The sequence below is a fragment of the Haloarcula sp. CBA1129 genome, from assembly GCF_008729015.1.
Lineage (GTDB): Archaea > Halobacteriota > Halobacteria > Halobacteriales > Haloarculaceae > Haloarcula.
This window is the reverse complement of sequence record NZ_RKSM01000001.1, coordinates 3,362,685-3,389,102: the sequence shown is the minus strand read 5'-3', so window position 1 is coordinate 3,389,102 and position 26,418 is coordinate 3,362,685. Positions and strand designations below refer to the sequence as shown.

The following is a 26,418-nucleotide window of genomic DNA, read 5'->3' as shown; positions in this document are numbered from 1 at the left end:
TGGGCTGTTCCAGCGGTCGCGACGCAGACTCAGTTCGTCTCCAGCGGCCGTCCCTGTGCCTCCCATTCGGTGAGGCTCCCCTCGTAGAAATCTACCTGCTCGAAGCCGAGATGCCGCAGGACGACGTACGTGTGGCTGATACGCCGGGCGGTGTTACAGTAGAGGACAACACGTTTCTCTGGGACGATGCCCGCATTTTCGAGAACCGATAGTGCCTCGTCACGAGGTAACAGGCCCCGGGTCTCGTCGTCGACGAGGTCCCGCCAGTCCAGCAGGACCGCACCGGGGATGTGACCCGCGTCGTATTCCTCGTCCTCGCGTGTGTCGACCAGCACCGCGTCAGGATCGTCTGCGGCGTCAGCGACCGCGTCCGGGCCGACCAGCGGCGTCGAGTCGGGACGCGTCACTTCGTAGTCGGTCGGCTCGACGGCCGGCGACTCGCTCGTCGTCTCCCGTTTGAGTTGCCAACTGGAGAAGTCACCGTCGAGGAGGTGGAGCCGGTCAGGGTCGTGGCCGAACAGTTCCGCAGTGACCAGAAAGCGAGCAGCGAAGACGCCGTGATGGTCGTCGTACGCAACGATCTCGCTCTCCGGCATGATGCCGGCCGCCGAGAGGAGTTTCGCCCACGCATCCTCGTCTGGGAGCATCCCGTGGCCGGCATCGGATTCCGCGCCGTGTTCGTCTGCCCGGAACGAATCGAAGGGCACGTTCACCGCGCCCGGGAGGTGTCCGAGGCCGTCGTACTCCCACGCGTCCCGGACATCGACTACCCGGAGGCCGTCACCCCGGGTTGACACCCACTCCGCAGAGACGAAATCAGTCATCATCCACGCGTTACCGCTCCGTCCGCTTGAAAACTCCCATCATAGCCGGTCGAAGGTGGATGCAAATACTGCCGACTCTCGTGAGACCGTGACCCGGTTCACTCCCGGACATGGGACGCCATGGCGCGTGTCCGCTGGGCTGCCGAAGTACTCGGTTTCTACAGACAGTAGTAGAGGCAACATATGCCGTCACGGTGGATGAGTGGCCGAACATGCCGAAAGTCGTAGTAATATATGTCTGGTAGACTTACGCTTCGATGCACTATGACTGAATACGCTAACGACGTGCTCGTCTCGGCCGACTGGGTCAGCGAGCATCTGGACGAGTTCCAGAGCGACGACCCCGCCCATCGACTGGTAGAGGTCGACGTCGACACGGAACTGTACGACGAGAGCCACGCGCCCGGCGCTGTCGGCTTCAACTGGGAGACGGATCTCCAAGACCAGACGACACGAGACATTCTCGACAAGGACGACTTCGAGGACCTGCTCGGTGCCCACGGCATCAGCGAGGACTCGACGGTCGTCCTCTACGGTGACAACTCCAACTGGTTCGCTGCCTACACATATTGGCAGTTCAAGTACTACGGCCACGACGACGTGAAGCTCCTCGACGGCGGCCGCGAGTACTGGGTCGAAAACGACTACGAACTCACCGACGAAGTGCCCGAGTTCTCGGAAGTCGACTACGAAGCCGCCGGTCCGCGCGAGTCCATCCGCGCCTACCGAGAGGACGTCGAGAACGCCATCGAGCGGGAACTGCCGCTTGTGGACGTTCGCTCGCCCGAGGAGTTCTCCGGCGAAATCCTCGCACCCCCTGGACTCCAAGAGACGGCCCAGCGTGGCGGCCACGTGCCCGGCGCACAGAACATCTCTTGGGCGGCCGTCACCAACGACGACGGCACCTTCAAGGACTACGACGAACTCGAAGAGCTCTACGCTGAGTACGGCATCGACGGCGACTCCACGACGGTCGCCTACTGCCGCATCGGCGAGCGCTCCTCGGTCGCCTGGTTCGCCCTGCACGAACTGCTGGGCTACGAGGACACCATCAACTACGACGGCTCCTGGACCGAATGGGGCAATCTGGTTGGTGCGCCTATCGAGAAGGGCGAAGCTGAGTAAGCGTAGCGCACGAAGCTTCGAATCGGAGCGGGGAGGCATAGCCGACCCGCGGAGAAGGGCGAGGCCGACGACTGAGCGTAGCGAAGAATCGGTCTCGTAGCGGAACGGCGACCACCGGGAGCCGTGAAGCAGGGCGAAGCTGAGTAAGCGTAGCGCACGAAGCTTCGAATCGGAGCGGGGAGGCATAGCCGACCCGCGGAGAAGGGCGAGGCCGAGTAAACGATAACGTAGAAATATCGATTTACCTTCGGTTTTTGTCGCGCTGGTCGGGACCGATGGCGTAACCGAGGCAGTGACCGTCGTTCCGAACGGCTCTCTTCCGACCCCGAAACGCAACGTTGTCCCCAACCGTACATTCAAGTCAGATGCGCATCCTAACCCGGACGTGGACCGAAAGGAACTCGAACGGGAACTCCGCGACACCTTCGACGCCGACCCTGACATCGTTACCGTCGTGGCCAGACAGGCGCGGGACCTCTCAGAATCGGACCAGTTCGTGACCGATTTCGGGGCGGAGCTAACGGTGGGGGATATCGTTGATAACCTCGCGGACGCGCCCGACGACTACGGACTCGCCGAGCGATGGAACTGGTGGCTGGGTGCGCTTGACCTCTCACACGGCGGCTACGCCCGATTCAGCGTGCGACAGGACATCGACAAGACATCCTGACCAGTTGCTGGCAGGTAGCTCTTTTTCGGAAAAAACGACGTGATGCCAGTCAGTGTACGCTAAGCCCGTGTGCCTCTCGTGCGTGTTCGAGGAGTTCCTCCGTCGTGTCGAACTCCTCACCGCAACTGCACGTGTGGTACGTCGTCGGGGGTTGCTGGCGTGTCGCCATGACAACTGAACAATGAGCCCCGAGTATAATAATTGTTTATGCTAGCGTGATAACACTGCCCAGTCGACGTGTTATCTTCACACAATACAGAATCTGTGACCGACGAGTTAGCGCCCCACAAGAGCTAACAGTTCGGATAGCATCGTGTTCTAGTCCGTAGATTTCCTCTCGACCCAGTCGCGACGGCGCGGTTCGGTCAGGACCGGAGCGAGAACCCGCCGAGGTCGTCGCGTTCGTCGCGCATGAACGTGTGGCGACCGGTGATGTACGCCGACCCGGTCACCTCCGGTGTCCCGACGTCGATACCGTTGCGCCGCTCGATATCGACCAGTCGACCGGTGAAGCGCGTGCCGATGACGCTCTCGTAGCGGTACGGCTCGTCGACATCGAGGTCGCCCTCGTGGTGCAGCAGCATCATCTTCGCACAGGTGCCGGTGCCACAGGGTGAACGGTCGACCTGTCCGTCACCGAAAACGACGACGTTGCGGTCGGCTTCGGCACCGTGCTCGTAGAACTCGACAATGGAAACCTGTCTCGCCTCGCCGGTGACGGGGTCGACGACATCGCCTCGCTCGTTGACCGCGCGCCGGATAGCTCTGCCGTACTCGACAAACGCGTCGACCGATGCCGTCTCGACTGACAGGCCGACCGCATCGGCCTCGACCATCGCGAAGACGTTGCCGGCCGAAACGATATCCACCGGCACCGAGAGCGAATCGTCGGTCGGGTCGGCAGCGTCAAGTGAGGCGACAGCGCCGAGGTGGTCGAGGGAGACAGACACTCCGTCGCAGACGAACGATTCGACGTTTCGAACCGTGACATCTTCAACGCGACCGTCAGAAACGGTCGGCCGGGTTTCGACAAGCCCGGCCGGCGTCTCGACGACGATAGTCTCAGCGGGCGAGAGCTGGCCCGTCTCGATCAGGGCGGTCACGGCACCGATGGTCCCGTGGCCGCACATATCGAGGTACCCCCGGCTGTCCATGAAGAACAGCCCGAGGTCGGCGTGGTCAGCGGCCGGTTCGACCGGTACAGCGCCGAACATATCGTCGTGGCCGCGCGGTTCACAGAGGAGCAGTTCGCGCAACCAGTCCAGCGCGTCGGCGAACCGGTCGCGCTGGGCGGCGACGCTGCCGCCCCGGATCGTCGAACGGTCGAACCCGCTGGTAACGATTCTGGTCGGTTCGCCGGCGGTGTGGGTATCGAGCGTCTCGACGAGGGTGTCAGTTTGCATCGGTGAGAGGATATGGTGAGCGTGGCTGCACTACAGTCGTCCCAGTTCTTCTATCTGTTGCTCGCTCCAGTCGTAAAACGGTTCGTCGATCTCCCGGAGCGTGTCGATACAGTCGTTGTATCGTTCCGAGACCGAACGTGAACACGACGGGGAACAGATCGCTCGTGGTGGTCCACCAGTCTGCCCGTCGGGGTCCACCCGGAACGGGGACAGCATCGGCAGCAGGGTACTCCATCGGATTCCGGTGTCCGCGAACCGACGACGGAAAGCGTATGCGGATGCTACCCCCGACAATGAACGTTCAGTTTCTCGGCGGCGCTCGTGAGATCGGACGGAGCGCCGTCCTCATCGACGAGTCGCTCCTGCTGGATTTCGGGATGCTGACCGACTCGCCACCACAGTTTCCGGTGCGTACGCCCTCACCGGACGCCGTCGTCGTTTCCCACGGTCACCTCGATCACGTCGGGAACATCCCGGCCTTGGTATCGGGCGACGCACGGCCACCGATTCACTGGACGCCGCCGACGTACGAACTGGCGATGACGCTCGCGCGGGACACGCTCAAACTCCACGGCGGGACGGTCAACTGTCCGTTCACTGAGACCAACGTCAGGCGAGTCACGCAAGTGTCGGAGACCCACGGCTACCGCGAGTCGTTCGAGGCCGCCGGCTACGAGGTCACGTTCTACAACGCCGGCCACATCCCGGGAAGTGCGCACGTCCTCGTCGACGATGGCGACACCCGCCTCCTCTACACGGGTGATTTCCACACTGTCGACCAGCGCCTCGTGTCGGGGACGACGGCCCGCCCCGACGCGGACGCGATCATCTGCGAGAGCACCTACTCCGATGTCGATCACGACCCCAGAGACACGGTCGAGGGACGGTTCGTCGAAAGCGTCGAAACGACGCTCTGGGAAGGCGGCACCGTCGTCGTGCCCGCCTTCGCCATCGGTCGAACGCAGGAGATGCTCCTCATCTGTGAGGCGCACGACATCCCGTGTTACGTCGACGGAATGGGGAAGCAGGTGACCGAGATGCTCGGACAGTACCCCGAGTTCGTCCGCGACGCGACCGCGCTTCAGCGGGCGAAATCCCACGCTCGGTTTGTTACGGGCAAGGACGGCCAGCGCAAGCGTATCTCCGATCAAAAGGCGGCTATCGTCACCACCAGCGGGATGCTCTCGGGCGGCCCAGCGATGACGTATATTCCTTCGATTCGGGGAAACCCGATGAACAAGATCACGATGACCGGATATCAGGTCGAGGGGACGCCGGGACGGGACCTCATAGAGACGGGGCGCGCCGAGATAGACGGTCGGGTTATGCCGGTCAGCGCGCGGGTCGAGCAGTACGACTTTTCCGCACACGCTGATCGCGGTGGACTGCTAGAATACCTCGAGAGCTACCGTGACACGCCGGTGCTCGTGAACCACGGCGACCGCTGTGTGGCCTTTGCAACCACGCTCTGCGAGAACGGCTACGACGCGACAGCGCCCGAGTTAGGTGCGACTATCGCCGTGTAGGACGGCGACGACGAGACGAGCGATGCGGTCACTCGCCCTCGTCCGCGGCTCCGGTGGCACGCTGTTTCAGCCACTCGTCGAGCAGGTCGCGGATTGCGGCGTCCCGGTTGTCGCGGTGGTCGGCGAACGCCTTGTCGTCAATCGCGTCGAGCAACTCCTCGTCCAGTTCGACCTCAATCGATTCGAGGTCCAGAAACGCTTCGTCCATTGATTACGGGGAGTTCGACGGCCAGAGAAATATATCCTCGTCAGACAGTCGTCAGTCAGTCGCGTGACAGCGGCCGCGCAAGCGAGGAGTTTCAGGACGGTGTCAGGAAGCCGCCGTGCTTTGATTACGACGCCCGTCATATCCACAGTCAGTGATGGGCACGCTACAGTCTCTTATTCGCCCCCACCGACTCGACGCGCTCGGCGCGTGGGCGGTAACGGGAATTCTCATGGGTGGCGCCGGACGCTTCGCGGCCAGTGGCGAATTTGATTGGGCAGTACTCACGGCACTTCTCGTCGCTGTCGCGGTCACGGCTCCGTTCGTCACACGGGACCTCGAAACGACGGTGCCCGCGGAGTTGCTCGGACTGGTCGCGGTGCCGGTACTCGTCCGGGCGTTCGGCGGCTTCCCGCAGGTCACGCCGTTCCTCGTGGTCGCTGGGGTCGCGCTGTTGCTGGCCGTCGTTCTCGATGCGCATACCTCGCTGACGATGACGCCGCGGTTCGCAACGGTGTTCGTCGTCATCGTGACGATGGCCGTCGCCGGCGTCTGGGCGGTCAGTATCTATGCGACAGACACACTGCTGGGAACCGCGTTTCTCGACGGCCAGACCGAGCTGATGTGGGACCTCGTCACTGCGACGGTCGCCGGTATCGTCGCTGGCGTCGTGTTCGAACTGTACTTCGAGCGGTCAGCACGCATTGCTCGACTGCGGGTCTCGGACCCGGATTCCCCAGCAGTTGACCAATCCGGGGCGTCCCTCCCCGGAGACGGGGAGCACCACCGCCTCGCGGTCCGGGCGCTACAGGCTGTTCTCAGTGGGATATCCCTGTTCGCACTCGTGCAGGGCAACGTGACGCTGTTCGTCAACAGCGGCGGCCCGCTGGCGATAACGTTCCTCCCAGCACTGTTCCGCCGGGAGTACGGCTACGCGATGGATACCGGTCTCGTGCTGTGGATCACAGTGGCGTCGACGCTGCACGGGGCCGGCGCGTTCGAGCTGTACGAAGCGTTTGGCTGGTACGACAGTCTGGCCCACGCCGTTTCGGCATCGCTCATAGCTGGGGTGGGATACGCGATTGCCCGAGCAGTCGAACGCCACTCCGGGGCGGTTGATTTCAACAGGGAGTTCCGTGCGACCTTCGTCGTCCTGTTCGTCCTCGCGGTGGGTGTCGGCTGGGAGATCCTAGAATTTGCCAGCGGCGGCATCGCGTCGGTCGTCGGCGGTGAGGCGGTCCTCGCCCAGTACGGAACGGGCGACATCGTGAACGACCTCGTGTTCAATACGGTCGGCGCACTCATCGTCGCGGGCTGGAGTACCGTCCACTTCGAGGGTATCGCAGCCCGACTCACCGGGCGGGTGGGGCGGCTCGCGAGCGGTGACTGAGAGTCCCGAAAGTGCTCCGCGGTACGGATAGACTGGGACGGAGGGCGGACACGCCTCGATTTTGACCGGCACTTCGAGATGGTCATGGAAACCGCCGAGACACGACTCACTGAGAATGCTGTCAGCGTCAGGCGACGCCAGCTTCGGCGTCCATCGGGTCCTGAATGTCGCCGACGACCTCTTCGAGGAGGTCGGTGACGGTCACCAGCCCGACGACTTCACCGTCTTCAAGAACAAACGCGAGTTCCTGACGCTCGGCCTGAAACTGGTCGATGGCGTCACTGACGGTCGAGTCTGGCGACATTGTCATCGGCGGCGAGGCGACCTCTTCGAGGTCAATGCCGTCCAGCAGGCCGCCCGACCCGTCCTGCTCCTCGCGCTCGTCGACGAGGGCGGGGATGTAGACGATGCCGAGGAACTCTTCGAGCGTCTCGCCGACGAGCGGATAGCGGGTGTGGGGCGTCTCGGCGATCCGCTCGGCGTTGGTCGCGTCGTCGTCGGTGGGCGACAGCGCAACGATGTCTTCTCGCGAGACCATCACCTCGCCGACTTCGCGGTCGCCGACCCGGAACGCCGCCAGTACCTCCTCACGGCGCTCCGCCGGTACGTCGCCGCGGTCGAGGACGGAGCCGAGTTCGTTGCGCAGTTCGGCCCGAGACTCGATGCTATCGACTTCGGTTTCGAGCCACGCGCCGGACATCTCGACGCCGAACAACCCCAGCGTCCACTTCGCGACGCCGTCGCCGACCTTGATAATCGGCGAGATGACCCACGCGAAGTAGTACAGCGGCGTCGCACCGTACCGGCAGACGAACTTCGCGCGCTCGACGCCGAGGTACGTCGGCGTCTGCTCGCCGTGAGTCAGATGGACGAGATTGATGATGAGGAACGCGATGGCCGCGCCAGCCCCGACCCCGGCCAGCGCCGAAGACTGGAAATACGGCTCGAAGATGGCCGCCAGCGCCGGCTCGGCGACGATACCGACCGCGATACTGGAGGCGGTAATGCCGACCTGACAGCTCGTCAGGTAGATTTCGAGGTCGTCAGTCATCTCCCAAGCCCGCCGGAGGCTGGGTTCGTCGAACTCGGACTCGTCGTACTGTCTGGCCCTCGTCAGCGCGAACTCGATGGCGACGAAGAAGCCGTTTGCGAGGATCAGGGCGACCCCTGCAAGCAGCCTGACCGCGATCTCGACTGATTGCATGTACCGGCGGGGTTCACGTCCTGACGTAAAAAAGTGAGGCTTACCGGTAGCGACGGCACTGGACCGTCATCAGGCGCTCTCGAAGTCGTACTCGACGCCGGTGAGGTCGGTCGAAACGTCCCAGAGCCGCTCGGCGGTCGCCTCCTCGCGAGAGGCCTCGTTGGACTGCTGGAACTCGGGCGAGCCGCGCATATCGAACAGCCCGCCGGGACCGACGTACTCGCCGCCGATGACGTCGTCGGCGGTGGCGGCGTACAGCATCGGCAGCGCGCCCTGTTCGGCGGACTGTGCGAGCACGGCGTTCGCAACGCCCATAGCCGCGGTTCGCAGCGCCGACCCCATCTCTCGCGGCCCGCGGAACTGGAGGTCGGTGTCGGCGTAGCCGGGGTGGCAGGCGACGCTTATCACATCGCCCCAGCCGTGGTTGCCCAGCCGGCGCTGAAGTTCGTAGGCAAAGAGGAGGTTGGCGAGCTTGCTCTGGCCGTAGGCCGACCACTTCCCGTAGGAGCGGTCGTGCTGGAGGTCATCGAAGTCGATTTCGCCCATCTCGTGAGCGCCGCTGGACTGCGTGACAATTCGGGACTCGCCGTCGGCAGCCCGGAGCAAGTCAAGCAGGTGCCCGGTCAGGGCAAAATGGCCCAGATGGTTGACGCCGAACTGCGTCTCGAAGCCGTCGGCCGTCTCGCTCCGTGGGATCGCCATGACGCCGGCGTTGTTACAGAGGATGTCGATGGCGTCGTAGTCGTCCCGGAGGCCGTCGGCGAACGACGCGACGTTCGATAGGTCGGCCAGATCACACTCTCTGACATCGAGCGTCGCATTCGGAACGGCTTCGCGGATCTCTTCGGCGGCCGATTCCCCGCGCTCGACGCTCCGACAGGCCATCACCACCGTTGCAGCCCTGCGAGCGAACGCTTTCGAGCCTTCGAGTCCCAGTCCGCTGTTCGCGCCAGTCACAACCACAGTTCGATCCGTCAGCGGGGGCATATCTTTGCGAGTCCAGCCTGTCATTGGCGCAGTTACGGGCGCGAGACACTGAAACCCATCGGCGGCGAGAGAGTGAGAGTCTTATGCCGTCGCCCCCGTGTTTCCGGTGATGAGCGACGTGCCGGTCACCGTCTACACGCGGGAGGACTGCCATCTCTGTGAGGAGGCCATCGAGACAATAGAGCGGGTCGCTGACGACGAAGGGGTCGCCATCGAACTGGCCCTCATTGACGTTGATGAGGACCCCGAACTCCGCGAGGAGTACGGTGAGCGCGTGCCCTACGTCTTCGTCGACGGGTCGCCGACGTTCAAGTACCACGTCACCGAGCGACAGTTGCGTGAGAAACTGCAGCAGTCGGCGTAGCCGCAGCGAGTCGGAGAGCGGGTGTGACCCGCAACTGAGCAGTCGGTAGCCTATCGCTGCGGGTGTCATGCGGTGGTTTCGGTTCCAGACCCGGACAGCAGCGTCGTTCGCTGCTTGGTCGACGCTATGTGGCAAGCACCAGTGTCGTTTATTGGTTCTCGCTGAGAATACATCGGCGATGCCCTCCAGTATCAGCGAGACCATCTTTAGTGAGCCGTCCGGACGCCCTATTACACTCGTTCATGCCGCCGGAGCACTCATCTTCGCCGGCCTGTACAGCTACGGCTGGGTTGTCGATGGAGCCCCGGGTAGTTGGTTGCTCATCATGGTACTCGGGACTGGATTGGCCGGTATTGCCGAGGCGCTGCCAGCGAGTCGGCGGCAAACGGCTGGTGTCCTCCGGTCCGTCGCGATTCTCGTACTCCTCTCTCTCGTCGTTGCTTCCATCGCTGCACCCGAGTTTATTGTTGGCTGACCGCGACACTACGTCGGGAGCCGGGTAGTTTCCTGCTCACTAGCGACCGCAAGAGCAGACACGGTCGCCGACGGAACCGGTGCTACCGACTGCGTTCGACTGCGTGTTGCAATGCTTCGGTTGCTGCTGTCGGATCGTCGGCCTGTGTGACCTCGGTGATAACAGCCACACCGTCAGCCCCGGCTTCGGCGACTTCAGTGGCGTTCTCGGCCGTGATGCCGCCGATGCCGACAAACGGAATGTCTACGGCCTCGGCGATAGCGGCGACGCGATCAGTGCCGATAGCGTACTCGTCGTCGTCAATGTCGTCTTTCGAGCCGGTGGCAAACACCGCGCCGACACCGAGGTAGTCCGCACCGGCCGCCGCTGCGGTTTTGGCAGCTTCGACAGTCGAGACGGAGCGCCCGATGAGCGCGTCAGCACCGAGAAGGTCCCGCGCAACAGAGACGGGAAGGTCGTCGTCGCCGAGGTGGACCCCGTCGGCGTCAAGTGCCTGTGCGATGTCAACACGGTCGTTCACCACAAACGCGACGCCGGCCTCGCGGGTCAGCTCTCGCAGTTCGCGACCGAGTTCGTAGCGCTCGCGCGCGGTTCGGTCCTTCTCGCGGAGCTGGACGACGCCAACGCCGCCGTCGATTGCGTCCGCGACGATTGCGTCGGTTGTCCGGCCCGCCGAAAGCGACGCCTGCGTGACGAGGTACACGTCCCAGTCGACCATATCTGGTCTCGGAACCGACGGGTCTTGGGTGCTGTGCGTTAGGTCAGGACTCCGTTTCGGCTGTCGAACTCGCCGTGTCCGCATCGTCGGTGCCAGTCTTGGAACCCATGACCGCACCGTCGCGCACGGCCATCCGAAGGCCGAACTCGGCAATGTTACCGCCGTGTTCCGCCGTTCTGGCGAGGCTGTCGAGGGCGCGCGTGAGTCGGTAGTCGGCGTCGCCGGCTTCGAACAGGTGGCGGTCGAGGCTGGTTATTCGCTGGCGTACCGCTCGGCGCGTGGCCAGCGTCTGCCGGGCGGTAGCGACGCAGGCATCACCGATGATGACGCGGACAGCGTCCTCGACGACGGTGCGAACGTCCTGAGCGATATCTTCGAGGGCTGTGACGATAGGTGGTTCTGGCTGCCCATCGAGCTGTTCAGCAACGGTGCCGATCCGTTCGGCGTGGTCGGCCACGCGTTCGAGTTCGTTCGCTGTCCCCCAGAGCGTGAACAGTTCGGGGCGGGTCAGCCCGAGCGCGTCTATCTCATCGAGTCGCGCCAGCCCGCGCTCGAAGTAGCGGTCGATCATGGCGTACAGCCGGTCGGCCTGCTCATCGCGGTCAGCCCACCGGTCGCTGGTCGTTCCGGTTGTGAGGGCGGCCATCGCGTCCCGGTGCATCGACAGCGCGACGAACTGAAGCTGGCGGACCGACTGCCTGACGGACACCTCACTGGCGTCAAGCAGTGTCTGGACTGTTACCTGCGATTCGGTTTCCTCGGCGACGGTGACGCCGGTCAGGTTCCGGGTGACGCGTTCGATGGCCCGCTGTTGCTCGTCGGTGTAGCCGTTGGGGACTCCGAGGGCGACCGATTCAACGCCGGCGGCGTAGGCTGCCCGAAGCAACTGCTCTATCTCGGCCGGGTCGTCGGTCCCGGCATCGAGCGCGACGTGGTTCCGCGCCGTCGTCTGGGACTCGGGGGTCTGAATCACAAGCAGGCCATCGATATGCGTGTGGAGGTTCACCGTCGTCCCGGCCGTACAGTTCTCGGACTCGGCCCACTCTTTCGGCAGTGAAACGGTGTACGTGCCGCCGCCGACGGTCTGTATCTTTCGGGTGTCCATGCTTAGTAGATAAGTTCGGAATCAGTTTCGACCATGTACAGGGTGCGTGCCGCGATGTTGACGGCGTGGTCGCCGACGCGTTCGAGGTCCCGAACCGTCAGCAAGAGCCGGGACACGTCATCGAGGAGTTGCTCGACCGCCCAGCCGTCGGCGCTGTCGGCCTCCCGCTCGATGAGGTCCCGAGCGACGGTCTCGCTGGCCCGCTGGCAGAGCGCATCGAGTGCATCGTCGGCAGCCGCGATGGCGCGACATTCCTCGGTGTCCTCCCGCCGGTAGGCGTCGATGCTTCGCTCGACCATCTCGGAGGCTTCCCGGCCAATCGTATCGACGTCGACTTCGGGGGCGAGTCGGCGGTCGGCCGACTGCGCGTACGCCGCGAGGTTCGTCGCGAGGTCCGCGACGCGTTCGAGGTCGGTGAGTATCTTGAACGAGGCGGCGACGAAGCGGAGGTCGGTCGCGACCGGCTGCTGGAGGGCAAAGAGGTCGATACAGTCGGCTTCGAGGGACAGATACAGCGCGTTAATCTCGTCGTCGCCGTCGATGACCGACTGCGCCATCTCCGGGTCAACCGTCCGGAGCGCGGCGAGTGCTGCTTCGAGTCGCTCGACGACGAGGTCGCCCATCTCGACCACATTTTCCCGGAGTTCGTCCAGTTGTCGCTGGTACGACTCGCGCGACATGGGTCACCCGAACTTACCGGTGATGTAGTCCTCGACACGCTGGCTCTCGGGGTTCTCGAAGATCTTGTCCGTGTCGTCGTACTCGACGAGTTCGCCGCCGGTGAGGAAGACGGCGGTCTGGTCGGAGATGCGGGCGGCCTGTTGCATGTTGTGAGTGACGATGACGACGGTGTAGTCCTTCGACAGTTCCTCGACGAGATCTTCGATTTTCGAGGTCGCGATTGGGTCGAGCGCCGACGCCGGTTCGTCCATCAGGATGACCTCGGGGTCGACTGCGAGACAGCGCGCGATACAGAGCCGCTGTTGTTGCCCGCCCGAGAGGCCGAGCGCGTTGTCGTCGAGGCGGTCGCTCACCTCGTCCCACAGCGCCGCCTGTTTCAGCGACCGCTCCACGAGGTCGCCCTCCTTCTCCGTATCGTCGCGGCCGAACAGGCGTGCGAGCAGGCCCTTGTTGATGTCGCCATGCTTGCGGGGGCCATACGAGATATTCTCCCGGATAGATTTCGGGAACGGGTTCGGCGACTGGAACACCATCCCGATGCGCTTGCGCAGTTCGACGAGGTTGGCGTTGGGGTCGTAGATTTCGGTGCCTTCCAGTTCGACCGAGCCGTCGATGCGAGCGGCCTTGATGCGGTCGTTCATGCGGTTCAGACACCGCAGATACGTCGACTTGCCACACCCCGACGGGCCGATGAGCGCCGTGACGCTGTTTTCGGGAATCGCCATCGAGACGTCTTGCAGCGCGTGGTCGTCGCCGTACCAGACGTCGAGGTTCTCGACGGAGAGCTTCGCTTCGCCCTCGAAGTCGTACTGTCGCCACGCCTCGCGGACCTGCTCGTCGCTCTCGCCGGCCGTCGTCTCGGTACTCGGCGAGGCGGTTTCGACTGTCCGATTGCTGTTCGTTTGCGTGTCCGTGCTCGTCTCTGTGTTGATGCTATCACTCATAGTTGAGTTTCCTCCGGAAGTACGTCCGCGCCGTGATACCGACCGCATAGAACGTCAGCACGACCATCAGCAGGATGAACGCCGTTGCCCACCCCATCTCAGGGGACCCCGACACCCCGGCCGCGATGACGGCCCACACCTGCGTCGGCAGCGACGCCGAGGCCGTCAGCAGGGCGTCGTTGACGACGAACGGCGGGCCCGAGACGAAGCGGAAGCCATCGATGACATCGACGGCCGTCGTCGCGTTCAGCGTCGACCCGAGCACGAGAATGAGCGGGGCGGTCTCGCCGGCGATGCGGCCCACACCGAGGATGACGCCAGTGATGACGCCCGGCATCGCCGCCGGCAGAACGACGCTCTTGATCGTCTCCCACTGGGTCACGCCCAAGGCCGCACTGGCGTCCCGGTATTCGTCGGGAACAGCCTTGATAGACTCCCGCGATGTGATGAGCACCAGTGGCAGGAGCATGAAGCCAAGCACCAACATTCCGGCCAACAGTGACTCGTCGCCGCCCAGTCGGGGAATCAGGAACGCCGCCCCGAACAGGCCGAAGACGATGCTCGGTGTGCTCCAGAGCGCGTTCGTCGCGATCTCGACGAGCGCGGTGAACCGGCCCTGCTCGGCGTACTCGGTGAGGAACACCGCCGCACCGACCCCCAGCGGGACGGCGAACAGCGTCGCGCCGACGACCAGCCACACCGTGCCGACGATTGCGGGCATGATCCCGCCGGGTTCGGCCCCGAGCGGGATGTAGGCCTGCATCACCATCGGCCACGAGAGGCTTCCCTCGTTCGCGACGGTGACGCCCAGAACCCTGAACGAGACGCCGGTCGCGGCGACGTGCAGGCCGACCAGCGCGGTGAAGCCGGCCGCACCAACGAGGCCGAGGCGCGTCTCCTCGGTCAGCAGCCGGCGGGTAATCGTCGCCTCGCTGGACCGCTTTGCGACGGTCGTGAGTGTCGCCAGTGCGAGTGATGCGATGGCGGCCGCAAACGCGACCGCCGGCACGAGATTCACCGGGCCGACCTGTGGATTGACGCCGGCGACGGGCTGAAGCAACAGCGCGGTCAGCAACAGCCCGAGTCCGCCGAACATCCCCAGCGTGACCAGCGGGGCCTCGCGTTGTGCGCTGTCCGCCAGCGTCGGCCCGTCACCTGTGAGTACGCCGACGAGCGGGAGGGCAGCAAGTGCGCCAGCAGCGACCGAACCGAGGACGACCGCAGTGAGGCCGAGCGTCCCGCCGAGGGGCAAGCCGAACGGGGCGGGGCCGAGAACGAGGAAGAAGCCGATGAGGACGACGAGCGTGAGGACCCCCGTCGGAACGGCCTGTCGGATCGAGCCGGTGCGCTCGGACTGTGACCCGACATTTCGCAGCGAGCCGAACGAGCGGAAGAACGTGACCGCGAGGGCCAGCGCCGGCGCGATGAGCAACAGTGTCCCGACTGTCGTGTCGGGCGTGACCGCGATTGCCGTGGCAAGCGCCTGTCCCTGTCGGTTGACTTGGACAGTGTATTCGTAGGCGTAGCGCAGCGGGGACCCGGTGACGAGCACGCTCGTAAACATCGCGGCGAGAGCGCCGACCGCCGCCAGCGGAAGGACCCGGAACAGCTGTCGAGCGCCGGTGTTCCAGTCGCTCGTGCCCGCGGGGGTGCGAGCGAACTGGACAGCCGCAGCGAGCACCGGCGTCAGGAGGACCAGTGCGGTCAGTGCGCCGACCGAGAGGCCGTGGAGGGCGTAGCTGACGCCTTTCATCGTCACGAACACGACGATGGTCGCCATCACGGCCACCATCAGGAAGGCGTTGAGGTTGATGACGAGGAAGGCCCCGTACTCGCGGCCCCGGGCACCGAACCCGGCCCGGCACTTCGCGGCCGACCACGCTGACAGGAGCGTCCCAACGAGGAGGAACACGGGGATGACTGCACCGCCGGTGAACCCACCGGAGAGGGCCTTCGGGCTCCACTGCCAGCCGACGCCGATGGTCCCGGTCACGATTACGAGTCCGAGCGCGCCGACGACGATTGCCGTCGGGAGCGTCGAGCCGAGGTCTTCACGGGGGAGAATCGCAAGCAGGAACAGCCCGACACCGGCGACGACAGCACCGACGAGCCACAGGAGCGAGCCAAAGCCGGCGAGGGCACCCCCGACAGCGGCACCGATAGCGAGGCCGAGTACGCCGAGCGCGCCGCCGGAGAGCAGCCCGGCGCTCATGTTCGGTTCCGTGTCCACGAGTTCGAGCCGGGAGGTGACACCGGCACCGGTGAGCGCCAGCGCCTCGACCAGCAACACGGTTCCCAGCAGCGTCGCCATCGTCACCGGAAGGGCAACCGCGAGAACAGTCAGCGCGACCGTCGAAACGACGAGGCCGAGGCCGATGCCGCGCACCCGCTGTGAGGTGACCGGAACGACGTTGGTGTAGGAGGCGAGACCGGTGACTCCGACCGCCCCGACGACGACAGCCAGCAGCGTTCCCAGAGCCGTGGTGAGGGGGTCACCGCTGGCACTGGGCGGGACCAGATTGACGAGCGTGACCAGACCGAGCGTGAACCCGATGACGCTGAGCGCGATTGCCGCATCGAGGCCCCGGTCGTAGACGTTCGAGTCTGCACTGACGAGCCGATCCGCCGTCGTGTACGCGTCACTCATTGTTGCCCCTTCAGTTTCCGCTGCATTCGTCGCTCGATGTACTGCGAAACGATGCTCATCCCGGCGACGATGACGAACAGCATGACGCCGGCGACGAACAGCACGTCGACGGTGCTCTCCGAAGCGCTTCCGTACTGGGTCGCAATCAGGCTGGTCAGCGTCGCGTTGGCGTCGAAGACGTCGAACAGCGGGTCGGCGAACTGCGTCCCCGAGGCCATGATGGCGGCGACGGCCATCGTCTCGCCGATGGCCCGGCCCAAGCCGAGGATGACGGCCGCGGAGATGCCCGAGAACGCCGCCGGAATGGAGATGCTTTTCATCGTCTGCCACTCGGTCGCACCCATGGCGACGGAGCCGTCACCCATCGACCGGGGCACGCTGGAGAGTGCGTCTTCGCCGACGGAGACGACCGTCGGCAGCGCCATCACGCCCACGACGATTCCGGCGATGAGGAAGCTCGCCCCGTCGTCGAGGAAGTTCGTCTGGATGAAGCCGTTCAACACCTGAAAGCCGATGAAGCCGTAGACAATAGAGGGGATACCGGCCAGAATCTCGACACCGGGCTTGATGAGTTCCCGCAGGCGGTCGCTGGCGACTTCGGCGATGAACAGCGCACCGAACAGACCCAGCGGACCAGCCACTGCGCCCGCGATGACGGTAACGACGACCGTCGCCCAGATCATCGGTATCAGCGAGTAGGCCCCACTGAGCGGATTCCAGTACGTCGAATCCGACGGCAGGACGGATTCAAGCCAGAAGAACCAGCGAGGGCCCCCGTTTTGCGCCGGTATCAACAGCAGTCCGGTCCCGTGTTCGAGAAACGCCGGCAGTGCGCTCACGAACAGGAAGAACGTGATGAACGCGACCGTCAGCACTGTCAGCACCGTCGCGACCAGCGTGAGCAAACGCGCGACTTCGGCCTGATATGTAACCAAGCCGACCGCCGTGACGAACACGAACGCGAGCAACATCGGCAACGCCAGAGCCGGCCGGAACAGGAAGACGAGAATCGTCGCCACCAGCGTTGTCGCTATCGCGCCGACGGCGAGCGTCGACCCGTCGACTCTGTCCCCGCTCGACACTGCCTCGCCCTCCGTCGTAGGTATGTCCTCTGTCATAGTATGGAAAATCGACCGACACGGTCGACAGTCGTTCAGCGATTCGCAGCTGCGGTCGATTACACCTGCTCGGGGAGCTTGGCGCGCTCTTCCTCGCGGCGGCGAGCGCCGAGCTTGAAGTAGTTGTTCGGCGCGACGAAGGTGTCCTGGCCGAAGTCGGACAGGATCATGTTGATGACTGCGGCTTCCTTCATCGAGGTGCCTTCCCACGTATACATGTGGAGGTCGCGCGACAGCGGGTACGCCTTCGAGTCCAGGCCGTTCTGGTCGTCCTGGTAGCTGTAGGTCGTTCCTTCCCACTCCAGGCCGACAGGGGCCAGCCCGTCGGTGTCGATAAACGCCAGCGCGAGGTAGCTGATGGCGTTGTCGGCCTGTGCGATGGCCTGTGCGAGGCGCTGGTTCTGGCCGTAGCGGTTCGCGACGGAGGTATCTTCTTCGGGGTTGCCAAAGACGTTGGAGACGAAGGAGGTTCGCGTCCCGGAGCCCTTGACGCGGCCGAGGACCTGAATCTCGCGGTCCGGGCCGCCGAGTTCGCTCCAGTTGGTGATTTCGCCCTTGTAGAGACCCTTGAGTTGGTCACCGGTAACCTGTTCGACATCGGCGTCGGCGATCTCTTGGGAGACGACGAGCGGCTGGCCGTCGACGCCGACGACGTGGTCGACGAACTGCTCGTAGGAGTCGCGGTCCGGAAGTTCGTCCTCGACGTTCCCGGAGGAGTTGCCGATATCGTTCTGGCCGTTCATCACCTTCTCGACGCCGGTCCCGGAGTGGGAGAGGCCAACGGTGAACTGGAACGGCGGGCCGTCCTCGCCACCGGCCTCGAACCCGTACAGACCGCCCCAGTAGTCCGCGAGGTTCTGGTCCGTATCGATGTCGTACTCGCCGTGTGGCCAGTACTCGGTGTCGCTGGCCGGGCGGTTAGCGTTCCAGTACGAGGCCGCGGTGTTGGCGATGGGGTACACTGTCGAGGAACCGCCGGATTCGAGCGCGCCGGTGCCGCCGGAGCTACTGCCCTCGTCCGTCTGCTCGGTCGCTTCCATCTCCGCCGACGCCGCCTCGGTGTCCGCACTCTTGCCGGAGGTCCCGTCCGCCTCGGAGTCGCCGCTGCCGCTGGAACACCCGGCGATTGCAGCGAGACCGGTTGCGCCCGTCGTTGCGATGAATGTCCGCCGCGATACGCGGTCTGACAGCCCGTTGGAATCGTGCGCCATCACCAGAGTCCAGCGAGACAGCTAATAAGTAACCTGCTAAGATACCTATAGATATTAGACTATTGCTATATAGACATAGTGTGTGAAACACCAACAAATAGGTAGGAATATATCGTCTTATTCGTCGTATTGGGCCGTTAAAGGCTCGAACACGCTGGATATCACTGACTGGTCGGGTATATCTTTTTCAGCCGTTTCAATCACTTATACCGGCGAATATCGTCGCAGGGGCGACGTTTATCCGCAAAATATGTCCCCAAATAGTAGAGCTCATGTATAGTATATAGATATGAGTGGATTTATATCATCCCGTGAACGAGTGCCAGCCACATGGAGACACGCAAGGTCCAGGTGACAGGCGGGTCGACATACACCGTCTCCCTACCCAAAGAGTGGGCGACAGAAAACGACGTGAGCGCGGGCAGCGTCGTCGAGTTCCACGCTGAACGGGACCTGCTGTTGCTCGCTCCGCAACGAGAGAACGGCCGCGTGGAAGGGAGTCTCGACGTTGAAGGGCTCGAAAACAGGCACGAACTCACGCGGGCGGTCATGACGATGTACGTCAGTGGTTTCGACATCATCCAGCTCGAAGCCTCTCGCATTACGGCCGAGCAGCGCCGTATCATCCGCGATGCGACACAGGGACTGGTCGGTCTAGAGATGATCGAGGAAACGACCGACCGGGTCGTCCTACAGGACCTGCTCGACTCGTCGGAGCTGTCGGTCCACAACGCCATCACGCGTATGCGGCTGGTCTCGTTGACGATGCTCTCTGATGCTGTCGAGGCGCTCATCGAGGACGACGACGACCTCGCGGCGGACGTGATGCAACGTGACGACGACGTGGACCGCCTCTGGTACATGGTTTCGCGTGTGTTCCGCACCGTCCTCCGCAATCCGACGACAGCCGACGAGATCGGTTTCCCACGCGAGACCGTGTTCGATTTCCAGTCCAGCGCCCGCCAGCTAGAGCGTATCGCCGATCACGCGACCAAGATCGCCAGCCTCTCTCAGGAAATCGGGGAGATCACCGGCGAAACTGCCAATCTTCTTGATCAACTGGAAGCCGAAGCGATCGCCGTCCCCGAAACCGCGATGGACGCCCTGTTGACCGAGGACTCCGACGAGGCCGTCGAACTGGCAAACGAGGCCCGGAGCCAGATCCCCGATGTCGATGGGACCGCCCGCGAAGTCGACGGCCAGATCCGCGAGTTCGACCCACAGAGCGCACAGGTACTGGGGCTCATCGTCGACTCCCTGTCCCGGACAGCCGACTACGGCGGCAACATCGCCGAAAGCGCGCTCCAGAAAGCCGCACCGCGACCGCAGTCCTGACAACAGGAACAGAACGATAGACAGTCGTCCCGCCGACCTCAGCTCGTCGACACCAGACAGTGACAGCGGTGTCGCCTGATCGTGTCGAGGCAGGCTACGATATCGGCAAGCGCCGGACACGTCACCGAACAGCCGTCGTAGAGGTACTGGACGAGGCTCGTTCCGTCGAGACCCGATAGGGCGGCAGCCGACCGACTGTGAAGCTGTTGCTGGCGGGTCGCTGCCGTCGTCTCGCAGTCAGCTTCGATTTCAGCGAGCTGGTCGTCGATGGTGTCGAGACGGACTGGATCAGTCGTACGGCGTGCGTTCGCACCGAGTGCGGCCCCGCGACGTTCACAGTCGTCAAGCGTTGCTCGCACCGACTGTAACGACTCCCGTTCGCGTTCAAGCGCCGGGAGCAACGTCTCACGTTCGTCGTGTGCCCCCTCGCTTGTGGTCAGCAGTGCGTCGTACAACCGCGGAGTCAGACGCGTTCCCGTGGCGATCTGCGTGCCGAGTTCCGGGCCGAACTCCATCGACATGTTCGCTTCCAGCGTGTCGTCGTACTCGGCTTCGTAGTGTGGCACAGCCATGACCGTCTCCCGGTAGGCTTCCCGAACAGCACGCAGGCTGGTATCGGGTTTCGGCTGCCGGGTACTGAGCGCCGACATCCCACCCGCTGCGGTGTCGACGGTACCTGCGGGTTGTCCTGTCGGCTCAATAGACGCGAGATTGGTTCGAAAGCGCCTGAAGGCCGTCAGTTCGGCCTCGACACAGTCGATCTCTCGCTGAACGACAGCGAGTGCCTGCTCGATTCGCGGCTGGCTCGTCTCAGTGTCGGACACACTCGGCCGAACCGTCAGCTGTCGCCATATAGGTATTTTATATGTTCGATATATAGACGGTTATACTGCTACCGTCAGTGGGCACTCCAGTACGAGACGAGTAGCAACAGTGTACAACTACAGGTGCTGTCAGACCGCTCCCCTCACCTCGTCGCCAACGGATGCACTTTTCCCGAGGGGGGAAGTACGACCCGATGGTGGCGATGACGAGATGTTACCCCCGCTGAGCCCCTTGTGACGATGGACTTTTCCTGAGCCACCATTTCACTCCAAACAGCAGCTAAAACGGTGCAGCAGGGCCTTCGTCAGTGTCTCCGTCAGCGGCCGCAGTGTCTGCCGGCGTCTCCCCGTCAGCGTTTGCACGCTCCAGCGGCCCGTCCCAGCCGTTTAGCCCGGGTTCGAAGCTTACCACGTCGCCATCAAAGCCTTCATACGACGCGATGAGCCGGGCGGCCTGCACGCTGGACTTTCCTTTCGGACACACTGTCACAACTTCATCGTCGCCTTCGAACCGTTCGACTTCGTCGACGAGCGACGGGAACGGGACGTTCTCGCTTCCGGGGATATGTCCTCGCTCGTACGCGCCCGGCGAGCGGATGTCGACTATCCGGACCGTCTCCTCGTCGAGTTTCGACCGTAGCTCGTCGGCGTCGATTTCGTCGTCCATGTCCAGCCGCTAGCGGCCGATACCTAAACCTTCACCGGCTACAGCAAGCCGTCGGCCTGTGCCAGCAGGATGCCCTCGATGGTCGCGTCGTTGGCCGGCTCGCGGCGGGCGACCTGTAGCGCCTCGTCGATGGGCACCGTCGTCACGGAGAGGAACTCATTGTCGTCAAGTTCCCGGTCGACCGGTTCCAGTCCCTCGGCGAAGACGATGCCGCGGCGGTGCCGAAGCACGCCGGTCGAACAGGAGAACTCCTCGATGAGCGAGACGCCGGCGGCCTCGAACCCGGTCTCCTCACGGAGTTCACGCGCCCCGGCGGTCGTGTAGGACTCGTTGTCCTCGACGATGCCGGCGGGGAGTTCGAGACATTGCTCGCGGATGGTCGGGCGGTACTGGTCGACCATGACGAGTTCGTCACCGGTCGTCGCAACCACGACGGCCGCATCGGGCAGTTCAGCCCAGTAGTAGTCCTTCTCCGAGCCGTCAGGCTGGCGGACCCGGTCGTAGCCGCCGGTGTACCAGCCGGTTTCGTACTCGCGTTCGCTCTCGACGATGGGCCACTCGTGGGCCGGTTCGCGGGTCATACGTCCTGTCGGACCGCGACGTGGTAAAACGTGCCGTTGTGCCTGACGACGACGCCGTCATCGGTCACAGCCCCGTCGTACTGCTGGCTGAGCGCGTCTCGCTCGTCGAACGGCGAGTGGGTGAACGCACCTTTGAATCCGAGCGGGCCGCGCCAGTACGGCTCTGACTGCCCGACCGCCGACGGGGATGCGTCAGCCAGCGCCGCGCTCGTGTACGGGAAGCGTCGCTCCGACTGCGTACTCCAGTTGATCGCCGTGCCGTTGTCGACGCTGTACTCGCCATCGGCTGGTGTGGCGACAGTGTAGTAAGGGTCGCCGCTCTTGAGGAGGCCCGGCAGCGCCCCCAGCGCTAGCAACAGCACAACGACGGCGATGATACCGAGCAGAGTGTTCCGTGTGACCGGGCGCATCAGACGACCTCGCGGTAGATACTGCCGAAGGCCTGCCGGCGGAGCGTGCCGACTGCCGCTCGGCGTTTGTCCTGAAACGTCGCTGCGACGGCCTGCTCTGCAAAGGGTGCAGCGTGCCAGACGACGTTATCCACGTTCTTCGCGCCGACCAGCGTCACCTCACAGTCGGTGTCCTCGCGCCACGCTTCGAACTCCGCCATCGAGCCGACCTGCACCGCGAGTGATTCCGCGAACAGCACGTCGCGGGCGGTCTCGACCACCTCGCTGGTGACTCGCTCCTCGTAGGCCTCCGCGTCGAGACCCATCGCTTTCGCGACTTCCTTGACGACAACCTGCGCTGTCGACCCGAGCGCGCCGTAGCGCTCGCGGGCCTCGGCTGCCGATGCCGGCGCGAACTGCCCCTCAGTGTCCATACGTCACCTTACCGCCGGCGGGACTATTCGGTTTCGTCTCCGCTCTCGCCAGCGTCGGACTCTGACGTGTCAGCGTCAGCAGCGTCGGCGTCGCTATCGCGCAACATCTCTCGCGTCAGATCCCGAGCCTCGGCCAGTACCTCGCTGTCGTGGTCGCTGAGCGCGTTCGATCCACGGTGGCGGTCCGCACCCTGCGGGAGATCGTGGCCGTGGTCGTGGCTGTGCCCGTCGCCGCTTCGGTCGACGGTGTCCTCGAACACCTGCGGGAACTCCGTCTCCGCGGCGTACTCGACGACCTCGGTGGACAGTTCGTCTTCTCCGAGTTGACCCCAGTCGGGGACGCGCTCGTCGAGCCACTCCTCGTGGTCGTCGCCGCCGGTCATCGCCGTGAACGCGAGGTGGTTCGCCAGATGCACGTCGTCGGCTTGCGGGTCGTCACACACTGGACAGGCGTATCCCATCGGTGTGCGAACCGTGGATGCGGAGCCGTATATGTAGTCGGGGTCTCGGGCCCAGAAAGCGTACTGCTAGCGACCAGCGGCGCTCACTTACAGCAAGCGAACCATCACGAGCGCGTCCTCGCCGTTGCTGTAGTAGTTCGGGATGGTCTTGCGGTGCTCGAACCCGAAGCGCCGATAGAGCTGTCGTGCCCCGTCGTTGTCGGCCCGGACCTCCAGCTTTATTGACCCTGCCCCAGTCTGGCCGATGACTTCCATCGCCCGCTGTAACAGCGCGCTTGCGACGCCCTGTCGTCGGTACGCCGGCCGGACCGCGAGGTCCTTGATGTGACCGAGCGGCGTGCCGTGGTTCGGGACTGTATCCGCGATGACATAGCCCGCGACGGCGGGCGGGTCGTCGTCGTCATTGCCAGTCTCGGCGACGAGAAACCCCGCTTCGTCGAGATAGCTCTCCAGCGCCGAAAACGGCCACGGCTGTGGAAACGACGCCTGCTCGATGCGGTGGACCTCGATGAGGTCCGCGCGGACGGCGCGCCGGACCGCTGGCGTATCCGGCGTCTCCGGTCCGTCAGGAGCGACCGTTGTCACGTGTGTATTTCGATGCGGACCTACATATGTGTTACCGCCGACCGAAGACGCCCCGCGTTCTGGCTGTTTGTCGATAGGTTCTGATAATTCATGCATCGATACGACTGAGGCAGAGCCGGAACGCCGGAAAGTTCTTTAGCCTGACGAGTCTAGTTGCAGGTGCACCCGTTTTGGGTGCCACCACCCCCACCCCCACCCCTCTTTCCAAGTCTTTCCGTCGCTACCGACTGGCCTAGAAGTCAGTGCTGTCAGAGCCGACTGCACACGCCGGGGAAGCGAGATCAATCACAGAAGGGCCTGACCGTTGCAGGACGGGCTTTGGCTGCTGCCATCTGGTTTGTTTGACCGTTGTACGGCATCGACGCCGCGTACACTGAGACAGACACGGTCCGGACGTGATTTCACGTTCCGAAAAATTGCGGTTGTGCGTGACCGCGCGTGTCTCACCGCGCTTCGCGCCGTTCGCACGAATCGGGAGTCTTCGCTCCGCGCAGACTCGCGTTAGTCGTCTGCAGGTGCAGCGCCGCTGTCGTCGTGCTGCTGTTTCGTGTGCGAGAGCTTGCCACCGGCGGCGAGGATCTCGCGTTCACGCTCGGAGGCGTCGAGCTTGCCGGTCGCTTCCCAGTCGTCGTTCACGCGGATGGTGAACTCCTCCTGACCGGAGCGGACGGCTTCGGCTGCGTCGTCGACGATCTCGATGTCGTCGCCTTCCTCGATCTTCTCGTAAGTCTCTTCGTCGATGGTGAGTGGGACGATACCGAAGTTGAACAGGTTCGCCTTGTGGATGCGGGCGAAGCTCTGTGCAAGGACGGTCTCGATTCCCAGGTACATCGGGCACAGGGCCGCGTGTTCACGCGAGGAGCCCTGGCCGTAGTTCTCGCCAGCGACGAGGACGCCGCCGTCGGCTTCGAGTGCGCGCTCCGCGAACGTGTCGTCGACGCGCGAGAGCGTGAACTCGGAGAGCTTCGGGACGTTCGACCGGTACATCAGGATGTCCTGTGTGGCCGGGATGATGTGGTCCGTCGTGATGTTGTCCTCCATCTTCAGGAGGGCTTCACCACCGACTTCCGTCTCCAGCGGGTCCTTCAGCGGCACGTCGCCGATGTTCGGGCCCTTGATGAGTTCGTCGTCAACGGCGTTGTCCGGCGCGATGAGGTCCGATTCGGAGTTGCCGATGTACTGGTCGGGCATCTCCAGACCGGGGGCCTCGAGGTCGCCGAGTTCGTCGGCGAGGTCCCGTGGGTCGACGATCTCGCCCTTGATGGCCGCCGCGGTGGCGACTTCCGGCGAGCACAGATAGACGTTGTCGTCCTCGATGCCGGAGCGACCCTCGAAGTTGCGGTTGAACGTCCGCAGCGAGACGGAGTCGGAAGCGGGCACGTGGCCGATGCCGATACAGGCACCACACGTCGCCTCGGAGAAGTTGACGCCAGCGGCCATCATCTCCGCGGTCCAGCCCTCGCGGGCCAGCATCTCGGAGGCCTGCTTGGAGCCGGGCGCGACGATCATCTCGGTCTTCTTGTCGATGTTGCGACCCTCCAGCATCTTCGCGGACGGGAGGATGTCCTCGTAGGCACCGTTCGTACAGGAGCCGATCATGACCTGCTCGACGTCGACGCCCTCGACCTCGGAGACGGGCACGACGTTGTCAGGCATCGACGGCTCGGCGATGAGCGGTTCGAGGTCCGAGAGGTCGACGACGATCTCGTCGGCGTACTCGGCGTCCTCGTCGGGGCCGATGTCCTCGAATACGTCCTCGCGGCCGAGGCGTTCGAGGTAGTCCTCGGTCTGCTCGTCCGTCGGGAAGATAGAGGACGTCGCACCGAGCTCGGTCCCCATGTTGGTGATGGTGGTCCGCTCGGGGACGGTCAGCGTCTCGACGCCGGGACCGGTGTATTCCAGCACCTTGCCGACGCCGCCCTTGACCGACAGCCGGCGGAGCAGCTCCAAGATGACGTCCTTGGCGGTCGCCCAGTCGGGCAGCTCGCCTTCGAGGCGGACGTTGACGACTTCCGGCATCTCGATGTAGTAGGCACCGCCACCCATCGCGACGGCGACGTCGAGCCCACCGGACCCGATAGCGAGTTCGCCGAGGCCGCCGGGGGTCGGCGTGTGGGAGTCGGACCCGAGCATCGTCTTGCCGGGTGCGGCGAAGTTCTCCTTGTGGACGTTGTGACAGATACCGTTGCCGGGGCGCGAGAAGTGGGCCCCGAACGTGCCTGCGGCCGAGCGGAGGAAGCGGTGGTCGTCGGTGTTCTTGAAGTCGAACTGGTAGGTCTGGTGGTCACAGTACTGGGCGGCCAGTTCCGTCTGGACCTCTTCGAGGCCCAGCGCTTCGAACTGCAGCCAGACGAGCGTCCCGGTCGTGTCCTGTGTCAGCACCTGATCGATCTCGATCCCGATCTCTTCTCCGGGTGTTAGCTCCCCTTCGACGAGATGGTCGTCGAGAATTTTTTCCGTAAGCGTCTGTCCCATAACGTGCGTCAATGGATGGCGCGGCGGTATAAATCCCGCGTATTCCGTCGTATTTTTCATATAAAAATCC

The 26,418-nt window shown here is 64.0% G+C and carries 28 protein-coding genes; 7 read left to right on the top strand and 21 right to left on the bottom strand.

Annotated elements, in window-relative coordinates; all coding sequences use genetic code 11:
- Window positions 1-29 precede the first annotated feature (29 nt).
- Window positions 30-824: a sulfurtransferase gene (locus tag Har1129_RS17280; RefSeq protein ID WP_151101966.1), complete on the bottom strand. Its 795-nt coding sequence runs from the start codon at window positions 822-824 to the stop codon at window positions 30-32.
- 264 nt (window positions 825-1,088) lie between these two features.
- Between Har1129_RS17280 and Har1129_RS17275 the strand changes: the two genes are divergently transcribed.
- Window positions 1,089-1,949 carry a sulfurtransferase gene (locus Har1129_RS17275; RefSeq protein WP_151101965.1) on the top strand — a complete coding sequence of 287 codons (861 nt, stop codon included), beginning with the start codon at window positions 1,089-1,091 and terminating at the stop codon, window positions 1,947-1,949.
- A 385-nt stretch (window positions 1,950-2,334) separates the two neighbouring features.
- Window positions 2,335-2,619, top strand: a complete 285-nt coding sequence (locus tag Har1129_RS17270; RefSeq protein WP_151101964.1) for a hypothetical protein — start codon at window positions 2,335-2,337, stop codon at window positions 2,617-2,619.
- Between the two features lie 365 nt (window positions 2,620-2,984).
- On the opposite strand, the gene Har1129_RS17265 is transcribed toward Har1129_RS17270, so the two are convergent.
- Together Har1129_RS17265 and Har1129_RS17260 are read right to left on the bottom strand one after the other, a co-directional pair.
- Complete coding sequence (locus tag Har1129_RS17265) at window positions 2,985-4,022, bottom strand: proline racemase family protein (RefSeq protein ID WP_151101963.1); 1,038 nt, start codon at window positions 4,020-4,022, stop codon at window positions 2,985-2,987.
- 30 nt (window positions 4,023-4,052) lie between these two features.
- On the bottom strand, window positions 4,053-4,238 hold the full coding sequence (locus Har1129_RS17260) for a hypothetical protein (RefSeq protein ID WP_151101962.1): 186 nt from the start codon (window positions 4,236-4,238) through the stop codon (window positions 4,053-4,055).
- 77 nt (window positions 4,239-4,315) lie between these two features.
- On the opposite strand from Har1129_RS17260, the gene Har1129_RS17255 reads away from it, so the two are divergent.
- Window positions 4,316-5,548, top strand: coding sequence for an MBL fold metallo-hydrolase (locus tag Har1129_RS17255; protein ID WP_151102183.1), 1,233 nt, complete (start codon window positions 4,316-4,318; stop codon window positions 5,546-5,548).
- Between the two features lie 28 nt (window positions 5,549-5,576).
- Here the strand turns inward: Har1129_RS17255 and Har1129_RS17250 are convergent, their stop codons facing one another.
- Complete coding sequence (locus Har1129_RS17250) at window positions 5,577-5,756, bottom strand: ribbon-helix-helix protein, CopG family (protein WP_151101961.1); 180 nt, start codon at window positions 5,754-5,756, stop codon at window positions 5,577-5,579.
- 154 nt (window positions 5,757-5,910) lie between these two features.
- Here Har1129_RS17250 and Har1129_RS17245 point away from each other — a divergent pair, with 154 nt between their 5' ends.
- The gene (locus Har1129_RS17245) at window positions 5,911-7,143 is read left to right on the top strand and encodes a DUF2238 domain-containing protein (RefSeq protein WP_151101960.1); all 1,233 of its coding nucleotides are present in this window, start codon (window positions 5,911-5,913) and stop codon (window positions 7,141-7,143) included.
- 127 nt (window positions 7,144-7,270) lie between these two features.
- On the opposite strand, the gene Har1129_RS17240 is transcribed toward Har1129_RS17245, so the two are convergent.
- Both Har1129_RS17240 and Har1129_RS17235 read right to left on the bottom strand, forming a co-directional pair.
- A complete protein-coding gene (locus Har1129_RS17240; protein ID WP_151101959.1) occupies window positions 7,271-8,347 on the bottom strand; it encodes a CNNM domain-containing protein in 1,077 nt (358 codons plus the stop codon).
- Window positions 8,348-8,416: 69 nt separating this feature from the next.
- On the bottom strand, window positions 8,417-9,358 hold the full coding sequence (locus Har1129_RS17235) for an oxidoreductase (RefSeq protein ID WP_151101958.1): 942 nt from the start codon (window positions 9,356-9,358) through the stop codon (window positions 8,417-8,419).
- 85 nt (window positions 9,359-9,443) lie between these two features.
- Here Har1129_RS17235 and Har1129_RS17230 point away from each other — a divergent pair, with 85 nt between their 5' ends.
- Window positions 9,444-9,698: a glutaredoxin family protein gene (locus Har1129_RS17230; RefSeq protein WP_151101957.1), complete on the top strand. Its 255-nt coding sequence runs from the start codon at window positions 9,444-9,446 to the stop codon at window positions 9,696-9,698.
- 178 nt (window positions 9,699-9,876) lie between these two features.
- A complete protein-coding gene (locus tag Har1129_RS17225; protein ID WP_151101956.1) occupies window positions 9,877-10,173 on the top strand; it encodes a hypothetical protein in 297 nt (98 codons plus the stop codon).
- Window positions 10,174-10,255: 82 nt separating this feature from the next.
- Here Har1129_RS17225 and thiE read toward each other — a convergent pair whose 3' ends face one another.
- The 7 genes from thiE to Har1129_RS17190 are packed head-to-tail and all read right to left on the bottom strand — an operon-like array spanning window position 10,256 to window position 18,597.
- Window positions 10,256-10,891, bottom strand: coding sequence for a thiamine phosphate synthase (gene thiE, locus Har1129_RS17220; RefSeq protein ID WP_151101955.1), 636 nt, complete (start codon window positions 10,889-10,891; stop codon window positions 10,256-10,258).
- A 43-nt stretch (window positions 10,892-10,934) separates the two neighbouring features.
- Window positions 10,935-11,996: a phosphate uptake regulator PhoU gene (locus tag Har1129_RS17215; RefSeq protein ID WP_151101954.1), complete on the bottom strand. Its 1,062-nt coding sequence runs from the start codon at window positions 11,994-11,996 to the stop codon at window positions 10,935-10,937.
- A gap of 2 nt (window positions 11,997-11,998) precedes the next feature.
- On the bottom strand, window positions 11,999-12,676 hold the full coding sequence (gene phoU, locus Har1129_RS17210; protein WP_151101953.1) for a phosphate signaling complex protein PhoU: 678 nt from the start codon (window positions 12,674-12,676) through the stop codon (window positions 11,999-12,001).
- Window positions 12,677-12,679: 3 nt separating this feature from the next.
- Window positions 12,680-13,621, bottom strand: coding sequence for a phosphate ABC transporter ATP-binding protein PstB (gene pstB / locus Har1129_RS17205; protein ID WP_151101952.1), 942 nt, complete (start codon window positions 13,619-13,621; stop codon window positions 12,680-12,682).
- The gene (gene pstA / locus Har1129_RS21370) at window positions 13,614-16,268 is read right to left on the bottom strand and encodes a phosphate ABC transporter permease PstA (RefSeq protein ID WP_151101951.1); all 2,655 of its coding nucleotides are present in this window, start codon (window positions 16,266-16,268) and stop codon (window positions 13,614-13,616) included. Before pstA ends, pstB begins: the two co-directional genes overlap by 8 nt.
- Window positions 16,265-17,386, bottom strand: a complete 1,122-nt coding sequence (pstC, locus tag Har1129_RS17195; protein ID WP_151101950.1) for a phosphate ABC transporter permease subunit PstC — start codon at window positions 17,384-17,386, stop codon at window positions 16,265-16,267. Before pstC ends, pstA begins: the two co-directional genes overlap by 4 nt.
- 59 nt (window positions 17,387-17,445) lie before the next feature.
- Window positions 17,446-18,597 carry a PstS family phosphate ABC transporter substrate-binding protein gene (locus Har1129_RS17190; RefSeq protein WP_151101949.1) on the bottom strand — a complete coding sequence of 384 codons (1,152 nt, stop codon included), beginning with the start codon at window positions 18,595-18,597 and terminating at the stop codon, window positions 17,446-17,448.
- 330 nt (window positions 18,598-18,927) lie between these two features.
- Here Har1129_RS17190 and Har1129_RS17185 point away from each other — a divergent pair, with 330 nt between their 5' ends.
- Window positions 18,928-19,932, top strand: a complete 1,005-nt coding sequence (locus Har1129_RS17185; protein WP_151101948.1) for a phosphate uptake regulator PhoU — start codon at window positions 18,928-18,930, stop codon at window positions 19,930-19,932.
- Window positions 19,933-19,970: 38 nt separating this feature from the next.
- Here the strand turns inward: Har1129_RS17185 and Har1129_RS17180 are convergent, their stop codons facing one another.
- From Har1129_RS17180 to Har1129_RS17145, 8 genes are all read right to left on the bottom strand, one after another.
- The gene (locus Har1129_RS17180; protein ID WP_151101947.1) at window positions 19,971-20,756 is read right to left on the bottom strand and encodes a hypothetical protein; all 786 of its coding nucleotides are present in this window, start codon (window positions 20,754-20,756) and stop codon (window positions 19,971-19,973) included.
- A 280-nt stretch (window positions 20,757-21,036) separates the two neighbouring features.
- Complete coding sequence (locus Har1129_RS17175; RefSeq protein WP_151101946.1) at window positions 21,037-21,423, bottom strand: rhodanese-like domain-containing protein; 387 nt, start codon at window positions 21,421-21,423, stop codon at window positions 21,037-21,039.
- Between the two features lie 38 nt (window positions 21,424-21,461).
- A complete protein-coding gene (locus Har1129_RS17170) occupies window positions 21,462-22,004 on the bottom strand; it encodes an NUDIX hydrolase (protein ID WP_151101945.1) in 543 nt (180 codons plus the stop codon).
- Window positions 22,001-22,414, bottom strand: a complete 414-nt coding sequence (locus Har1129_RS17165; protein WP_151101944.1) for a hypothetical protein — start codon at window positions 22,412-22,414, stop codon at window positions 22,001-22,003. The genes Har1129_RS17170 and Har1129_RS17165 overlap by 4 nt, the downstream gene beginning before the upstream one ends.
- Window positions 22,414-22,827: a DUF5809 family protein gene (locus tag Har1129_RS17160; RefSeq protein WP_151101943.1), complete on the bottom strand. Its 414-nt coding sequence runs from the start codon at window positions 22,825-22,827 to the stop codon at window positions 22,414-22,416. Before Har1129_RS17160 ends, Har1129_RS17165 begins: the two co-directional genes overlap by 1 nt.
- Before the next feature lie 23 nt (window positions 22,828-22,850).
- The gene (locus Har1129_RS17155) at window positions 22,851-23,288 is read right to left on the bottom strand and encodes a DUF5810 domain-containing protein (RefSeq protein WP_151101942.1); all 438 of its coding nucleotides are present in this window, start codon (window positions 23,286-23,288) and stop codon (window positions 22,851-22,853) included.
- Between the two features lie 87 nt (window positions 23,289-23,375).
- Complete coding sequence (gene rimI, locus Har1129_RS17150; protein ID WP_151101941.1) at window positions 23,376-23,873, bottom strand: ribosomal protein S18-alanine N-acetyltransferase; 498 nt, start codon at window positions 23,871-23,873, stop codon at window positions 23,376-23,378.
- A gap of 501 nt (window positions 23,874-24,374) precedes the next feature.
- Window positions 24,375-26,348: an aconitate hydratase gene (locus Har1129_RS17145; RefSeq protein WP_151101940.1), complete on the bottom strand. Its 1,974-nt coding sequence runs from the start codon at window positions 26,346-26,348 to the stop codon at window positions 24,375-24,377.
- Window positions 26,349-26,418: the final 70 nt, after the last annotated feature.

What these genes read in the sequence shown, in the direction of transcription:
- Har1129_RS17280 (WP_151101966.1), bottom strand. Translation starts at nt 824, where the DNA reads ATGACTGATTTCGTCTCTGCGGAGTGGGTGTCAACCCGGGGTGACGGC.
- Har1129_RS17275 (WP_151101965.1), top strand. Translation starts at nt 1,089, where the DNA reads ATGACTGAATACGCTAACGACGTGCTCGTCTCGGCCGACTGGGTCAGC.
- Har1129_RS17265 (WP_151101963.1), bottom strand. Translation starts at nt 4,022, where the DNA reads ATGCAAACTGACACCCTCGTCGAGACGCTCGATACCCACACCGCCGGC.
- Har1129_RS17260 (WP_151101962.1), bottom strand. Translation starts at nt 4,238, where the DNA reads ATGCTGTCCCCGTTCCGGGTGGACCCCGACGGGCAGACTGGTGGACCA.
- Har1129_RS17255 (WP_151102183.1), top strand. Translation starts at nt 4,316, where the DNA reads ATGAACGTTCAGTTTCTCGGCGGCGCTCGTGAGATCGGACGGAGCGCC.
- Har1129_RS17250 (WP_151101961.1), bottom strand. Translation starts at nt 5,756, where the DNA reads ATGGACGAAGCGTTTCTGGACCTCGAATCGATTGAGGTCGAACTGGAC.
- Har1129_RS17245 (WP_151101960.1), top strand. Translation starts at nt 5,911, where the DNA reads ATGGGCACGCTACAGTCTCTTATTCGCCCCCACCGACTCGACGCGCTC.
- Har1129_RS17240 (WP_151101959.1), bottom strand. Translation starts at nt 8,347, where the DNA reads ATGCAATCAGTCGAGATCGCGGTCAGGCTGCTTGCAGGGGTCGCCCTG.
- Har1129_RS17235 (WP_151101958.1), bottom strand. Translation starts at nt 9,358, where the DNA reads ATGACAGGCTGGACTCGCAAAGATATGCCCCCGCTGACGGATCGAACT.
- Har1129_RS17230 (WP_151101957.1), top strand. Translation starts at nt 9,444, where the DNA reads ATGAGCGACGTGCCGGTCACCGTCTACACGCGGGAGGACTGCCATCTC.
- Har1129_RS17225 (WP_151101956.1), top strand. Translation starts at nt 9,877, where the DNA reads ATGCCCTCCAGTATCAGCGAGACCATCTTTAGTGAGCCGTCCGGACGC.
- thiE (WP_151101955.1), bottom strand. Translation starts at nt 10,891, where the DNA reads ATGGTCGACTGGGACGTGTACCTCGTCACGCAGGCGTCGCTTTCGGCG.
- Har1129_RS17215 (WP_151101954.1), bottom strand. Translation starts at nt 11,996, where the DNA reads ATGGACACCCGAAAGATACAGACCGTCGGCGGCGGCACGTACACCGTT.
- phoU (WP_151101953.1), bottom strand. Translation starts at nt 12,676, where the DNA reads ATGTCGCGCGAGTCGTACCAGCGACAACTGGACGAACTCCGGGAAAAT.
- pstB (WP_151101952.1), bottom strand. Translation starts at nt 13,621, where the DNA reads ATGAGTGATAGCATCAACACAGAGACGAGCACGGACACGCAAACGAAC.
- pstA (WP_151101951.1), bottom strand. Translation starts at nt 16,268, where the DNA reads ATGAGTGACGCGTACACGACGGCGGATCGGCTCGTCAGTGCAGACTCG.
- pstC (WP_151101950.1), bottom strand. Translation starts at nt 17,386, where the DNA reads ATGACAGAGGACATACCTACGACGGAGGGCGAGGCAGTGTCGAGCGGG.
- Har1129_RS17190 (WP_151101949.1), bottom strand. Translation starts at nt 18,597, where the DNA reads ATGGCGCACGATTCCAACGGGCTGTCAGACCGCGTATCGCGGCGGACA.
- Har1129_RS17185 (WP_151101948.1), top strand. Translation starts at nt 18,928, where the DNA reads ATGGAGACACGCAAGGTCCAGGTGACAGGCGGGTCGACATACACCGTC.
- Har1129_RS17175 (WP_151101946.1), bottom strand. Translation starts at nt 21,423, where the DNA reads ATGGACGACGAAATCGACGCCGACGAGCTACGGTCGAAACTCGACGAG.
- Har1129_RS17170 (WP_151101945.1), bottom strand. Translation starts at nt 22,004, where the DNA reads ATGACCCGCGAACCGGCCCACGAGTGGCCCATCGTCGAGAGCGAACGC.
- Har1129_RS17165 (WP_151101944.1), bottom strand. Translation starts at nt 22,414, where the DNA reads ATGCGCCCGGTCACACGGAACACTCTGCTCGGTATCATCGCCGTCGTT.
- Har1129_RS17160 (WP_151101943.1), bottom strand. Translation starts at nt 22,827, where the DNA reads ATGGACACTGAGGGGCAGTTCGCGCCGGCATCGGCAGCCGAGGCCCGC.
- Har1129_RS17155 (WP_151101942.1), bottom strand. Translation starts at nt 23,288, where the DNA reads ATGGGATACGCCTGTCCAGTGTGTGACGACCCGCAAGCCGACGACGTG.
- Har1129_RS17145 (WP_151101940.1), bottom strand. Translation starts at nt 26,348, where the DNA reads ATGGGACAGACGCTTACGGAAAAAATTCTCGACGACCATCTCGTCGAA.